Below are 14,182 nucleotides of genomic sequence, written 5' to 3' on the forward strand. Positions count from 1 at the left end.
AGCAGATACTGTCGATAGCAGGCTAGCTAATAAAGTACCCGCAATAATTGAAATACCGAATTTGCGATAAAATGTTTTCTTCATTATTTTATCCTCCTAAAAAAATTGTAACACATCTGTTCGTCCCTGTCAATATAGTAAATTGAAATAAGATGTGAACAAATCGATTAGGAAAGTTAAATTAATTTCTAGAAAAGTTTTAGCAGTTGTGGTGTACCATTCTAGTTTCAATCCACTATACAAAGAAAAAAACGGAAAGACATCCCTTTCTCCATTTGAAAAAAGCAGTTACACAACTGCAACTGCTTTTCTATTCTTGCATGGTGTAACCAACACCACGCACGGTTTTAATGTAGCTTTTTTGACCTTTTACATCAAGCTTGCTACGTAGATAACGGATATAGACATCTACGATATTTGTCTCGGTCCCACTTTCATACTTCCAGACACTTTCCAACAACTGCTCACGAGTCAGAACTTTCTTGCTTCCCATAAGTGTCGCCAAAAGGTCATACTCACGGCGAGTCAGAGCAATCATCTCTTCACCACGATAAACCGTGTGATGTTCAACATCTATCCTAAGATTGCGGTAGGTCCTTGGAACTTTCATCAGACTGCAGTGTTGATCAATGAAGTCCCGACCTCGGAAGATCGCCGAAATACGCGCTACCAGATTTTCGATAAGGACTGGCTTATAGATGTATGAAACTGCAAAACGCTGAACAACTTCCAGCTCTTCTTGCAAGTCTTCCCAATGATCTAAAATCATGATGACTGAGGCTGGCTTAGTTCGACTCAGCTTATCTGCAAAATCCTGGGCTGTCATATCCCCCAGATGAGCATTCAATAAAATCAAGTCATAGTCTGTCTGAAGAGCCATGGAGAAGGCTTTTTGCCCCTCCTCAACCTGATCAACTCGGTATTGCTCTTTTTGGAGTTCCAAACTTAAAAAATGAGCTAGATTTCGTTCTTTCTCAAGTAATAAAATCCGTTTCCCCATGGCAGACCTACTTATTTTTCGTCATACCAAGAGTAGTGGAAGGTTCCTTCTTTGTCTTTACGTTGGTAAGTGTGGGCACCAAAGTAATCACGTTGCGCTTGGATCAAGTTAGCTGGAAGATCAGCTGAACGGTAGCTATCAAAGTAAGTAATAGCTGCTGAGAAGGTTGGTACTGGCACACCAGCTTGAACTGCAAGAGCTACGATATCACGCACTGCTTGTTGGTACTTAGCAGTAACATCCAAGAAGTACTCATCCAAAAGAAGGTTGGCAAGGTCTGCATCACGGTTGTAAGCATCTGTAATCTTTTGCAAGAAACGAGAACGGATGATACAGCCATCACGCCAGATAGATGCGATGTCTGCAAATGGCAAGTTCCAGTTATTTTCTTTAGAAGCTACACGTAATTGCGCAAAACCTTGTGCGTATGAGATGATTTTTGAGAAGTAAAGGGCTTGACGGATTTTTTCAATCAATTCAGCCTTATCTCCTTCAAATTTGAAGGCAGCTGGTTTTGGAAGAACCTTGCTAGCATGCACGCGTTCTTCTTTGTAAGTTGAAATGTAGCGAGCAAATACTGACTCAGTAATTAGCGACAATGGCACACCAAGGTCAAGTGATGATTGGCTAGTCCATTTACCAGTTCCCTTGTTACCTGCGGCATCAAGGATGTAGTCTACGATTGGTCCATCTTGGCCTTCATCGTCTTTACGGCTCAAGATATCAGCTGTGATTTCGATCAAGTAGCTATCCAATTCACCCTTGTTCCACTCAGTAAAGATTTCAGCCATGTCTTCTGCAGAAAGGTCTAGCAAGTGTTGCATCAAGTCATAGCTTTCTGCAATCAATTGCATATCACCATACTCGATACCGTTGTGAACCATTTTCACATAGTGACCAGCTCCATCAGGACCGATGTAAGTCACACATGGTTTGCCATCTTCTGGTGCTTTAGCTGAGATTTCTTCAAGAACATCTGCAACCAATTCGTAGGCCTCTTTTTGTCCACCAGGCATGATAGAAGGCCCTTCAAGGGCACCTTTTTCACCACCAGAAACCCCAGTACCGATAAAGTTGATACCAGAGTTTGCCAATTCTTCATTACGACGAATTGTATCTTTGTAGAAAGTGTTTCCTCCGTCAATCAAGATATCACCCTTGTCAAGGTGTGGAAGAAGGGCCTGGATAGTAGCATCTGTACCAGGTCCAGCTTGAACCATCAGCATGATACGGCGAGGTTTTTCGATTGAGTTTACAAAACTTTCAACGTCATAGCTTGGTACAAAGTTCTTTTCAGGATGGCAAGCAATCACATCTTCCGTTTTTTCTTTACTACGGTTGTAAATAGCAACTGTGTAACCACGAGATTCAATATTAAGGGCAAGGTTACGACCCATTACGGCCATACCTACGACACCAAAGTTAGCTTTTGTCATTTGACACTCCTCTTGTTTCATTTATTTTATTTTATCATTTTTACTTTTGAAAAGAAAGAATTTTGTAACGACTGCTTAGTAGTCCAAGTCATCTGCATGACCAGCGCCATTTCCGACAAAGTAGCCTGTCTTACAGTTAAGGGTAAAGAGATAGGTTCCATCTGGCTTGTAGAGGTTGTAATAACCATTGCCGTTAACGATATTGACACGTTCAAGGATATATTGGTCTCCAGTGATATAGCCACGTGATCGTGAAGTCGCTAGAATTTGTTCCAAGACACCATCCGCAAAATCCCAGGCAGAGTTGTTACTATCATCAATAGCAGACTGGTTATAGGCAACACGACTGGCACTTCTTTGAACAGCAACACCCGCACTTGATACGCCCATATTGACTTTGCTACGAGAACTTCTAGTCTCATTTGAGGCAGCATTTGAACTACTTGGGCTTGTCTCACTAGTCGTATTTGAGCTTGTTTGACTAGTGCTTGAGCTACTAGTTTCACTTGAACTTGAGCTAGAAGTACTTGTTTGCTGGCTCTTACCAAGGCTGATAGCCTTATCTAGCACTTTATCAAGCTCCGTATTTCCAGTTTTAATATCCGTAAATTTAGCATCCGATTTGGCTTTGGCATTGGTATCCAACACACCGTCCACAATAGCTGGTTTCTCAAATTGAGCATTGATATCTTGAATGGCCTTGATTTGCGTTGCTAGACTATCATACTTAGATTTGGCTAGCGTATGTTCACGACTACCTTCCAGTTTATCAAGCAAGGTTTTGAGTTGACTCAGTTTATCAAAATGGCTATTTTTCAAAGCCGTTTTATTACTATCTGTGTAGAAGGCGTCATAAAGTGTATTAAAATCATCCACATCTGATTGATTGGCTGTAGTTGATTGCGAAGTTTCAATTTCCTTGGTCGAGCGATTCACTTGACGATAGACATAATAAGCACTGACACAGATAATCACTGATACAAGCGCCAAAGCGGTCAAAACAAAGCCTTTTTTACTTTTCTTTTCTGAGTCCTCTTGATCCAGACGAGAAAGGTTTTGCTCCTCTTCCACTTCTTCAGTCATTTCTGTTGGAGTTTCATCCTCTAGCAATAGAGGATCCAAGCCTTGCTCCTCATCGTCCAAAGGCAAGGGTGGTAAGATGTCTTCAGAAGATGGAACTTCCTCCGAAGAAGCTTCTGACTCCTCTACAGCCTCACGCATCTCTTGAATTAAATCATCCAGACTATGAGTTTCAACTAACTCCTCTTTTTTGTATTGGCGAGTCGCAAACTTATCTGCTTCGATTTCATCTTTGTGTTGTTTAACATACTTGTCCAAAATGGAATCCTCAGGCAAGACTCCTGCTTCCACTTCTTCATTTTTACGAATAGCTTGACCAACTGTTAGCTCTTTTGCTTCATCAAAATCAAATTGCGGTTCTTGACCTTCTTTTTTATGACGATTTCGTCTTTTTTTACTCATGAGTATCCCTTTCTATTTTACCTCTTGCCGTTTGACACGCTGACCAAAATATTGATACAGATCCACTTTCAAGGTTCCGTTGTATAACTTACGCTTCTTATCTGCTTGGCTACCATACTTGCTTTCAAAGGCTTCATCACTAGTCAAGATAAATTTGCTCCAAGTTTTCAGTGGTGCAAATACTTGACCCATCTCAGCATAAAGCTTGGTCACCCCTGCATCATCTGATAAACGCTCCCCGTAAGGCGGATTGGAGATGATTACACCATTGATTTTATCGGAACGCAAATCCTGCACGCGCATCTGCTTAAAAGTAATGTCTCCTACAACACCCGCTGCCTGAGCATTGGCCTTAGCAATTTCCACCATGCGAGCATCAATGTCACAGCCCATGATATCCAGTTCCAGCTCACGGTCTACTTTTTTAGCCGCTTCTGTGCGCACTTCCTGAATCAAGCGATCGCTGACCCAGTTCCACTCCTCAAAGGCAAAAGAGCGACGAAGTCCTGGTGCCATCTTTCGAGCAATCATGACTGCCTCGATACAGAAAGTTCCTGAACCACAGGTCGGATCAATCAAAGGCTTGTCTGGATACCAGTTAGAAAGTTGCAAAATGGCTGCTGCCATATTTTCCTTGATAGGAGCACCACCTTTTTCGGTACGATAACCACGTTTAAAGAGGCTAGATCCTGTCGTATCAATCATGACAGTTGCCACATCCTTTAGAATAGAAACCTCAATCTTAAATTCTGGGCCATTCTCCACCAGAGGAACACCTTCTGGACGAGCATAGTGTTTCTGCAATTTCTTGACAACAGCTTTCTTAGAAATAGCCTGAACACTGGGTTCATTATGTAGTTTAGATTTAACACATTTGGCTTTTGAAATCGGGAACCGAGCTCCAAGTGGTAAATAATTTTCCCAATCTAAAGCGAAAACTCCCTGAAATAGCTCTTCAAAAGTCTTAGCTGGGAACGTTCCTACGATAATTTTGATACGATCTGCTGCCCGAAGCCAAAGATTGGTTTCGATAATAGCTCTCACGTCTCCTTGAAAACGAACACGTCCATTTTCAACCTGACAATCGTAGCCCAACTCTCGCACTTCACGACCAACGACAGCCTCAAGCCCTGCTGCCACAGTTGCAATTAAATTAAATTCTTTTTTCATGTTACAGTCTTGCAAGACCTTTCTATATGTCCACTTTAAAAAATGAGGTTGAGAAAATTTCTCAGCCCCAACCTATATGCAATTTTCTATAAGCCATGTTTTGTTCCAGAAGTGACTAGGACCACTTCCTTCGATAATCATCTGTCTACCACTAACAGCTCCAGCTGATAGCAGTCAGAATACTACGTTCGTTTCCGTGTACTCCATGCCCCGACCAAAATTTGGGTTGCTAGCTTGAGGGGTTTACCGCGTTCCACTCTCTCCGTTTCCAGAAAGACTCCGTCACTGTGGCACTTTCAAGCCTACTCTGACCTATCAAAAGACTTAGCCATTTCAACTGCCGTAACGATTTCTCGTCCCTAGGCTTATGGTTTCGCCTAGCACAAACACTACAGGCATCACAGCCTGTGCTAGCATGGACTTTCCTCATGAGAAGCAATTCTCCTCACGCGATTATCCAAAAATTGCATGTAACAAGACCTGAATTACAAATCAGTATTGTCTAAAATTTGTTTACCGAATACTTCTTTTTCAAGACGATTCAAGCGTTTCAAAATATCAAAATTCGTCATAGAAGATGAAGCTGCCACATCAATTGGATCTGGGTGACTAGGACTTGGAGCCGAACTCACTTGCGGTTTACGAGTTAATTCTTCCTTCAAATCCGCAATTTCCTGACGAAGTGACTTGATCAAGGCAGCATAGGTTTCATAGTCCTTGATGACATCGTCTAAAAACTCATCCACTTCTACCTTGCTATATCCACGGACTTCACGCCCAAACTCTTGTTCCAAAATATCTTTCGCTGAAAAAATAATACTTGCCATGTCTCTCTCCATTCTTGCTTGCTAGCATTATTATATAAAAAAAAGCAAACAAAAATCAAGGTCAAAGCTTCAATTTTCGGAAAAATTTTCAGCAAGTTCATTTAATTGATCAAATGTTAATCTCTTTATAAAATAGTCCTCTTGATTTTTCATCTTTTGGTAAAAATAAGCTAATTTCGTTTCATTTTCTTCATCATAAAAAAGATAGGAACTATTCGTATTTTCCAGTAAAAACTGCTGGTAATCTCTTAACTGCCCCTTGTGTTCATAGCGAGGATAGGCATATTTGACAAAGTCTACCTGCTTAAAACGACTCAGTTTGATCTGATTGCCTTCATTCCAATTTTCCCCATGGGCTTCAAAAGCAAAAATGGTCGCCAACTGGAAACCGTATTCGATTTTCATCTCCTGAGCAACCTCTAAAACCCAATATTCAAAACCCAAACTTCCTGTAAACACAAGCCAAGCCACCCCATCTGCTGCCATAGCCTCTAAATCTTTACGTATTGCTTTTTTTATCAATTTAAGACGAGGATCCTTGTCAGAAGACAAACCCAAATCAAAAGCAGAATAGCCTAAAACCAAAGCTGTAGCCATTTTTAACCCTTTCTGTGCAAATTTATGATATAATATGGTATATAAATGAAATTTAGGAGATTATAAAATGAAAAAAATATATATACTTGATTTTTTAAATTTAGCTATTTCCTTCCTAATTTGTAGATGGTTTTTTATGGAATACCTTTACTTCCAATTCATCTCTATCTTTAGTTTTCCTACCGGTGGCTCTGATTTCTGGAGACCTCTATTCATCATTCTAATTCTAACATTGTTTTTATTCACTTTCCTAAGATCTAGCTATACGCACAGACTTGATACTAGATTGATAAGAATATCTTATTTTCTTTACTGTTTAATTCTTGTTTATTCGCTACTTTTTAAAAATTTAGGTATTCAGGGAGTTAACTTTAATCTCGTTGAGTTTATCAAAGATTCACTTTTAATTGATTCAACAATTTCTCTTTTAAATATTGTAATTTTTATCCCAATAGGAGGATTATTTAAATTTAATTTTAAAACAGTCATGCGTTTTATCTTTTTCATAACAATAATAGAAACCTCACAATATGTATTTCATCTCGGATTCTTTGATATAGGAGATATATTTACAAACACAATAGGTTTTATAATTGGAAGCAATATCCATGATAGCAGATTAGGAAAAAAGATAATTCATTACATAAAATAAAACTACAAATCTTAGATATTCTATTTACATTCCTTTAAAATCAGAAAGAGCATCATTTTTTATAATATGTACTAATGATAGGCATTTGTTTAAAGTATATATTTAAACTCCGATGTTTATTACGCAAACTGTCAACAAAACATGTAAACTTTGATTTTAAAGAAGGCCAGGTGAAAACTCATAGTAAACAGAAAACAAAAGAACTAAGCACAGTTTGAATAGTATCCTTTTTTGAGGTTGTAGATAATACTGACAAAATCAGTAACAAATCTATGAAAATATCTACTACCTATATTGCTTTTTAATTTTATAAAAGCATCAATTTTAAGAGAAAACAAATATTTCAATAATAAACCGTATATGATCAAAGATTTTAAAATCGTGATAATATTCGGTTTTTCTGATTGTAAAGATTTTTTTACCAAACTTATTTTTAATTGATAATAATTCACTTATTATTACCAAATTCTCTTTAAAAGTATGTTTTAAAATAACTTATATCTATTCAATCTTTATAATCCATCACAAAATACTTTTCTACATCAAAACTCACAAAGAAACTATAGTAAATTGAAATAAGATGAGGATAAATCATTTGAGGCATTCAAATTAATTTCTAACAATGCTTTAGAAATTATGTTGTACTATTCTAGTTTCATTTTACTATAAAAACCAATTGATATGATTAGTAAGGAAGAGTATTAAACTAAAAAATTATAAAATAGTTAATAAAAGACTTATCCAAATAAATACTCAATTAATAAGTCACACTACCTGAAATATTATATAAACCTCTATCCTCAGTATTGAAATATAATCCATAAGTACCTGAATTTAGATCAACACTAATTGTTCCACTAGTTTTTCCATAATAAACAGATGATGCATATATTTTACCACCAATCCATGAACGACTCACAACAGAAACTCTAAACCCTACGTTCCCACTCCCAGGTCTAGGAGTTTGGTTATGATTAACAGTATAGGTTCTTCTACGGTTAGTGTACCAAGCTTGTATTGAATATTTACCTCTTATTCCCTGTCCATTATAAGTAATCGCAGTTGCTGCATGCACTACATTTGCTATCAACAGAATCCATAAAAAGCCAATAGATAGTATCCGAATAATGTCTTTCATAGAGATTCCTTCAAAATATATAAGTATGGAGATAATTTCAATCCCAAGTTTAATCAGTCTGTAGTTAATTACTAGAAGAATGTTCCGAATCAATAAAACAATAAAGCTAAAATCAAGCCTATATAATTACGACTCTAGATTATATCTTGTTTGTAAAGCGCTTTCGACATCATTATATAACATTTATAAAATTAAATCAAATGATATTTATATTTTTTATACTACGTTGTGATTCGAATGTGATAATGTCTTTAGTAAATCGAACGTGAAAATATCCCATTTGGTAGAATAGTCATATGAAAAGGATCCAACTGAATATGAATGAAGCGAAAAAATATCTTGTGATAAAAGCTATAGTCATTTTTAACCCTTTCTGTGCAAATTTATGGTATAATAAAGTGATATTATTGCACCAATAAGGAGAATTATGGTCAACTATCCACATAAACTTTCATCACAAAAAAGACAAACATCTCTTTCTCAACCCAAAAATTTCGCAAATCGAGGAATGTCTTTTGAAAAGATGATCAATGCTACCAACGACTACTATTTGTCTCAGGGCTTGGCTGTTATACACAAGAAACCAACCCCTATTCAAATCGTACGAGTGGACTATCCACAACGAAGTCGTGCCAAGATTGTTGAAGCCTATTTTCGACAAGCTTCAACGACGGACTATTCTGGCGTTTATAATGGATATTACATCGACTTTGAAGCCAAGGAAACAAAACAAAAACGTGCGATTCCGATGAAAAATTTTCATCCACATCAGATTCAGCATATGGAACAAGTCCTTGCCCAACAAGGAATCTGCTTTGTCCTTCTTCACTTTTCTTCTCAGCAAGAAACCTACTTATTGCCGGCATTCGATTTGATTCGCTTCTATCATCAAGATAAGGGACAAAAATCAATGCCACTTGGATATATTCGAGAATATGGATATGAAATCAAGGCTAGTGCCTTCCCTCAAATTCCTTATCTCAATGTTATCAAAGAATATTTATTAGGTGGTAAAACAAGATGAACAAACCAACGATTCTGCGCCTAATCAAGTATCTGGGCATTAGCTTCTTAAGCTTGGTTATCGCAACCATCGTCTTAGGCGGAGGAGTTTTTTTCTACTACGTTAGCAAGGCTCCTACCCTATCCGAGAGTAAACTAGTTGCAACAACTTCTAGTAAAATCTACGACAATAAAAATCAACTCATTGCCGACTTGGGTTCTGAACGCCGCGTCAATGCCCAAGCTAATGATATTCCCACAGATTTGGTTAAGGCAATCGTTTCTATCGAAGACCATCGCTTCTTCGACCACAGGGGGATTGATACCATCCGTATCCTGGGAGCTTTCTTGCGCAATCTGCAAAGCAATTCCCTCCAAGGTGGATCAACTCTCACCCAACAGTTGATTAAGTTGACTTACTTTTCAACCTCGACTTCCGACCAGACTATTTCTCGTAAGGCTCAGGAAGCTTGGTTAGCGATTCAGTTAGAACAAAAAGCAACCAAGCAAGAAATCTTGACCTACTATATAAATAAGGTCTACATGTCTAATGGCAACTATGGAATGCAGACAGCCGCTCAAAACTACTATGGTAAAGACCTCAATAATTTAAGTTTACCTCAGTTAGCCTTGCTGGCTGGAATGCCTCAGGCACCAAACCAATATGACCCCTATTCACATCCAGAAGCAGCCCAAAACCGCCGAAACTTGGTCTTATCTGAAATGAAAAATCAAGGCTACATCTCTGCTGAACAGTATGAAAAAGCAGTCAACACACCAATTACTGATGGACTACAAAGTCTCAAATCAGCAAGTAATTACCCTGCTTACATGGATAATTACCTCAAGGAAGTCATCAATCAAGTTGAAGAAGAAACAGGCTATAACCTGCTCACGACTGGGATGGATGTCTACACAAATGTAGACCAAGAAGCTCAAAAACATCTGTGGGATATTTACAATACAGACGAATACGTTGCCTATCCAGATGATGAATTGCAAGTTGCTTCTACCATTGTTGATGTTTCTAACGGTAAAGTCATTGCACAACTTGGTGCTCGTCATCAAGCAAGTAATGTTTCATTCGGCACCAACCAGGCTGTGGAGACCAATCGTGACTGGGGTTCTAGTATGAAACCAATCACTGACTATGCTCCCGCTTTAGAATATGGAGTCTATGACTCTACTGCAACTATAGTACATGATGTTCCTTATAACTATCCTGGCACTGATACTCCACTCTACAACTGGGATCATGGCTACTTTGGAAACATTACAATCCAGTATGCTCTTCAACAATCACGAAATGTCACAGCCGTTGAGACTTTGAATAAGGTCGGTCTAGATAGAGCTAAAACCTTCCTTAATGGTCTTGGTATCGACTATCCAAGCATGCATTATGCAAACGCCATTTCAAGTAATACAACAGAATCTAATAAACAATACGGAGCAAGTAGTGAAAAAATGGCTGCTGCTTATGCTGCCTTTGCCAACGGTGGAATTTACCACAAACCCATGTATATCAATAAGGTCGTCTTCAGTGACGGTAGTGAAAAAGAATTTTCTGATGCTGGTACACGAGCTATGAAAGAGACTACGGCCTATATGATGACCGAAATGATGAAAACAGTCTTAGTTTATGGTATCGGACGTGGTGCCTACCTACCATGGCTTCCACAAGCTGGTAAGACTGGTACTTCTAACTATACTGATGAAGAAATCGAAAAATATGTCAAAAACACTGGCTACGTAGCTCCAGATGAATCGTTTGTAGGTTATACTCGTAAGTATTCTATGGCTGTATGGACTGGTTACTCAAATCGTTTAACTCCAGTCATCGGCAGTGGGTTCACAGTTGCTTCTGCGGTCTATCGTTCAATGATGACTTACCTATCAGAAGATGACCACCCAGGAGATTGGACTATGCCTGAGGGCTTATATAGGAGTGGAGAATATGTCTTTAAGAATGGAGCTCGTCCTACATGGACTGCTCCTGCTACTCAACAATCCTCAACAGCTGAAAGTTCAACTACACAGGCAAGTACTACGATTGGTCAACAACCCAATAATGCTCCCGCAACCGATCCTAATCAAGGACAAGCTGGTCAGACTGTTCAGCCGACACAATCAGTACAACCAACGCCACAAAATCCACAAGTTCAACAGCAACCACAACAGTAAACGAAAAAATCCTGAGAACTCTAAACTCAGGATTTTGTCATTTTCAAAATGAAATACAGAGATCAAGTACATTTCCCCACAATAAAACGCATACGATCAAGGCTTTCATCACCTGACAATATGCGTTTTGCTTTTAAAGACTTTTTGCTCAGTCTCTTTTTATCTTATTTCACATGTTTTGCGAGTTCTTCTTGCGCTTTTTTATTGGATTCTGCTTTTTCTTTCATCCATTTTTCTTGAGCTTTTTGATATTCATCTGCAGTAACTGCCTTGTCTTGAAGTTCAAGGTATTTATACAAGACTGGGTCACTTGTACCTTTATTTCCTGACAATGCAAATGGTATTGTAAATGGTACCATCTTAGACAAGATTGGACGACCAGTTTTAGAAGTTGTTGGGATGATCAAGGCACTATCTGTCAACCAAGCTTGGGCTGCTGCGTATTTATCATATCGTTTAGCAACATCTGTAGTCTCATCACCAGCTTCAGTAACCAATTTTTCGTAGTCATATAGACCTACTTTTTTAGCAGCTACATTATCTTCCCCTGAGTCAAATCCTAAATATGTTTTAGTACTTTCTCCTACAGAAGGTTTGATAATATCAAGGTAGGTTGATGGATCGGCAAAGTCTGGACCCCAACCGACATTATCTGATAAATCCCAGTCTTCGCCAGCAGCATTTTCGGCAAATAGAGTTACATTAAGCAATTCATCTTTTTGCAATTGTTGGATATCAATAACGACATTATCAGTTCCTAAAGTTGCTTCCAAGGATTGTTTCATAGATTGGACACGTTGAACTTTTGTAGTTGCTGTCTGGTCAACAGGCATATCTAGGTGAATTGGGAATTGTACTCCCTCAGCTTGTAGGGCTGATTTGGCTTTGGCAAATTCTGCTTTAGCTTTTTCTGGATTGTAAAGACCATCTTGTGAATCTGCAAGATTGACATCCTTCCATTCATCCCCATAAGTCACTAATTTTTCTTTGACTATATCGCCAAAGTTCTTCCCATCTGCTTGAACAAATGTTGGTGGCACAAAGAGATTACGCAAGATTTTGCTTGCTCCAGTTTCTCCATTCAACTGAGAAGCATAAGCTGTACGGTCAAAACCAAAGGCAATAGCCTGACGGAAATCCTTGTTTAAGAGAGCTTTTTTAGTAGATGTCTTTTGTTCGTCGCTAGTCTTAGATGTGTGTTTATAAGATTGACGGTCAATATTTGTTCCTACTAAATAAGTCGTAGAGTCTTGTTGAGTATAGACAATATTGTCTTTCATACTCTTCTCAAGCTCTGCGAAACTTGCACTTGTTGGATAAAGACGAGCTGCTGTAAGGCTACCATCTTTAAAGTTTTCTGCTGGTTTGCTGGTATCTTGCCCATCCCAGAATGACAATTTGACCTTGTCAATATGCACATTGTCTTTATCCCAGTAGTTCGGATTTTTCGCAAATTCAACAGAGGATTTAGTTACAATGGATTTCAACAAATAAGGGCCGTTATACAAGAGACTACTTGGATCCGTAGCTTTGGCAAAATCATCCCCTTTTGAATTCAAAAACTCTTCATTGACTGGCGCAAGCACACCCATGGTTGTTTTAGAATTCCAAAAAGTTTCAGGTTTGTTCAAGGTGTATTGGACTGTCTGATCGTCAAGGGCTTTAATCCCGACTTGAGCAAAGTCTGTGATTTCACCTTTGGCATAGGCATCCAGACCTTTGATTGAATCCTGTACCAAGTAAAGGGCTTCTGCTTTCTTATCTGTTGCATATTTAAGTCCTGTTACAAAGTCCTGAGCCTTAACAGGAGCGTACTCTTCTCCCTCAGATGTATACCACTTGGCATCCTGACGAATCTTATAAGTATAAGTCAAGCCATCCTTAGAGACCGACCAGTCTTCTGCCATTGAGGGAATAAGGTTCCCGTATTTATCATTTTCAAGTAATCCATCGATCACATTACTAGTAATCTCAGAAGTTGCTGCCTTACCAGTTGTCAAATAGTTGAGATTATCTGGATGTGTCTCGTAGGTAAACGCAAAGGTCTTTTCACCTTGAGCGCCTGAACCCCCAGAACAAGCAGCTAAAACACCAGCTGCTAATAAAGTTACTCCCACAAGAGCCAATACTTTTCTTGTTTTCATAGCATTCTCCTTTGTTTTTTATTCATTATAGACCCTTTTTCAAGTTCTGTCAATAGAATTTTCTGAATTTTAAGAGTTATTTGTTATATTTGATATATTCTGAAAAATAAAATTGTTCATTTATGCCAAAAAAGCATTCTAGTCCATCTCCGATTAACGATGGACGTTATCACCTCCTTCTCCAGTCCTTGTATAACATCTTGAAGTTGATTCATGACATCTTCCAAAGTTCGAAAGGCTTTATTCTTAAATCCACGTTTACGAATCTCTTTCCACACTTGTTCAATGGGGTTCATCTCTGGTGTGTATGGAGGAATAAAGGTAAAGCCAATATTAGTCGGAATCTTTAAGGTACTTGATTTATGCCATATGGCATTGTCCATAACGAGTAAAAGATAATCATCTGGATAAGCTTGTGAAAGCTCTTCTAAAAAGGCGTTCATCCACTCAGTATGACATCCACCAGCGATTAAGAAAAATGATTCGCCTGTATGGGCATCAACAGCTCCATAACAATAGCAAAATTCTCGTATATAGTGACTATGGACATGTG

The 14,182-nt window shown here is 38.5% G+C and carries 12 protein-coding genes, 1 other RNA gene and 1 pseudogene; 3 read left to right on the top strand and 11 right to left on the bottom strand.

All coding sequences use genetic code 11. The annotated features are described in order from the left end of the window. From HT671_RS11575 to HT671_RS04345, 8 genes and pseudogenes are all read right to left on the bottom strand, one after another. Positions 1 to 84 (bottom strand): annotated as a pseudogene (locus tag HT671_RS11575) (peptidase); the annotation flags it as partial. Between the two features lie 226 nt (positions 85 to 310). Further along, positions 311 to 1,000: a response regulator transcription factor gene (locus HT671_RS04315; RefSeq protein WP_000518020.1), complete on the bottom strand. Its 690-nt coding sequence runs from the start codon at positions 998 to 1,000 to the stop codon at positions 311 to 313. Between the two features lie 11 nt (positions 1,001 to 1,011). After that, a complete protein-coding gene (gene gndA, locus HT671_RS04320; protein WP_138703175.1) occupies positions 1,012 to 2,436 on the bottom strand; it encodes an NADP-dependent phosphogluconate dehydrogenase in 1,425 nt (474 codons plus the stop codon). A 75-nt stretch (positions 2,437 to 2,511) separates the two neighbouring features. Beyond that, entirely contained in the window at positions 2,512 to 3,918 is a 1,407-nt protein-coding gene (gene mapZ / locus HT671_RS04325; RefSeq protein WP_138703174.1) for a mid-cell-anchored protein MapZ, read from the bottom strand. 12 nt (positions 3,919 to 3,930) lie between these two features. Beyond that, a complete protein-coding gene (locus HT671_RS04330) occupies positions 3,931 to 5,088 on the bottom strand; it encodes a class I SAM-dependent RNA methyltransferase (protein ID WP_023941573.1) in 1,158 nt (385 codons plus the stop codon). Between the two features lie 84 nt (positions 5,089 to 5,172). After that, positions 5,173 to 5,553: RNase P RNA component class B (gene rnpB / locus HT671_RS04335), an RNA gene on the bottom strand. A gap of 20 nt (positions 5,554 to 5,573) precedes the next feature. Continuing rightward, positions 5,574 to 5,915, bottom strand: coding sequence for a cell division regulator GpsB (gene gpsB, locus HT671_RS04340; RefSeq protein WP_138703173.1), 342 nt, complete (start codon positions 5,913 to 5,915; stop codon positions 5,574 to 5,576). Between the two features lie 69 nt (positions 5,916 to 5,984). Further along, positions 5,985 to 6,512, bottom strand: a complete 528-nt coding sequence (locus tag HT671_RS04345; protein ID WP_119942526.1) for an SLOG family protein — start codon at positions 6,510 to 6,512, stop codon at positions 5,985 to 5,987. 67 nt (positions 6,513 to 6,579) lie between these two features. Here HT671_RS04345 and HT671_RS04350 point away from each other — a divergent pair, with 67 nt between their 5' ends. Next, positions 6,580 to 7,164 (top strand): VanZ family protein, encoded by a 585-nt coding sequence (locus HT671_RS04350; protein WP_119942524.1) that lies wholly within the window; start codon positions 6,580 to 6,582, stop codon positions 7,162 to 7,164. Positions 7,165 to 7,921: 757 nt separating this feature from the next. Here the strand turns inward: HT671_RS04350 and HT671_RS04355 are convergent. Beyond that, on the bottom strand, positions 7,922 to 8,302 hold the full coding sequence (locus HT671_RS04355) for a hypothetical protein (RefSeq protein WP_023935617.1): 381 nt from the start codon (positions 8,300 to 8,302) through the stop codon (positions 7,922 to 7,924). Positions 8,303 to 8,729: 427 nt separating this feature from the next. On the opposite strand from HT671_RS04355, the gene recU reads away from it, so the two are divergent. Then, a complete protein-coding gene (gene recU / locus HT671_RS04360; RefSeq protein WP_000248778.1) occupies positions 8,730 to 9,326 on the top strand; it encodes a Holliday junction resolvase RecU in 597 nt (198 codons plus the stop codon). Then, positions 9,323 to 11,485 carry a penicillin-binding protein PBP1A gene (gene pbp1a, locus HT671_RS04365; protein WP_166735451.1) on the top strand — a complete coding sequence of 721 codons (2,163 nt, stop codon included), beginning with the start codon at positions 9,323 to 9,325 and terminating at the stop codon, positions 11,483 to 11,485. Before recU ends, pbp1a begins: the two co-directional genes overlap by 4 nt. A 164-nt stretch (positions 11,486 to 11,649) precedes the next feature. On the opposite strand, the gene HT671_RS04370 is transcribed toward pbp1a, so the two are convergent. Both HT671_RS04370 and HT671_RS04375 read right to left on the bottom strand, forming a co-directional pair. Then, the gene (locus HT671_RS04370; RefSeq protein ID WP_138703171.1) at positions 11,650 to 13,629 is read right to left on the bottom strand and encodes a peptide ABC transporter substrate-binding protein; all 1,980 of its coding nucleotides are present in this window, start codon (positions 13,627 to 13,629) and stop codon (positions 11,650 to 11,652) included. 116 nt (positions 13,630 to 13,745) lie between these two features. Then, a partial coding sequence (locus HT671_RS04375) for an IS630 family transposase (protein ID WP_172923057.1) occupies positions 13,746 to 14,182 on the bottom strand: 437 nt, incomplete at its 5' end.

It is taken from the genome of Streptococcus sp. 2741, assembly GCF_013276315.1.
In the GTDB taxonomy this organism is placed as follows: domain Bacteria; phylum Bacillota; class Bacilli; order Lactobacillales; family Streptococcaceae; genus Streptococcus; species Streptococcus pseudopneumoniae.

Excerpts from the sequence above, each read along its gene's own strand:
- gndA (WP_138703175.1), bottom strand. The coding sequence starts at position 2,436 with ATGACAAAAGCTAACTTTGGTGTCGTAGGTATGGCCGTAATGGGTCGT.
- pbp1a (WP_166735451.1), top strand. The coding sequence starts at position 9,323 with ATGAACAAACCAACGATTCTGCGCCTAATCAAGTATCTGGGCATTAGC.
- HT671_RS04330 (WP_023941573.1), bottom strand. The coding sequence starts at position 5,088 with ATGAAAAAAGAATTTAATTTAATTGCAACTGTGGCAGCAGGGCTTGAG.
- HT671_RS04355 (WP_023935617.1), bottom strand. The coding sequence starts at position 8,302 with ATGAAAGACATTATTCGGATACTATCTATTGGCTTTTTATGGATTCTG.
- gpsB (WP_138703173.1), bottom strand. The coding sequence starts at position 5,915 with ATGGCAAGTATTATTTTTTCAGCGAAAGATATTTTGGAACAAGAGTTT.
- HT671_RS04315 (WP_000518020.1), bottom strand. The coding sequence starts at position 1,000 with ATGGGGAAACGGATTTTATTACTTGAGAAAGAACGAAATCTAGCTCAT.
- recU (WP_000248778.1), top strand. The coding sequence starts at position 8,730 with ATGGTCAACTATCCACATAAACTTTCATCACAAAAAAGACAAACATCT.
- mapZ (WP_138703174.1), bottom strand. The coding sequence starts at position 3,918 with ATGAGTAAAAAAAGACGAAATCGTCATAAAAAAGAAGGTCAAGAACCG.
- HT671_RS04345 (WP_119942526.1), bottom strand. The coding sequence starts at position 6,512 with ATGGCTACAGCTTTGGTTTTAGGCTATTCTGCTTTTGATTTGGGTTTG.
- HT671_RS04370 (WP_138703171.1), bottom strand. The coding sequence starts at position 13,629 with ATGAAAACAAGAAAAGTATTGGCTCTTGTGGGAGTAACTTTATTAGCA.
- HT671_RS04350 (WP_119942524.1), top strand. The coding sequence starts at position 6,580 with ATGAAAAAAATATATATACTTGATTTTTTAAATTTAGCTATTTCCTTC.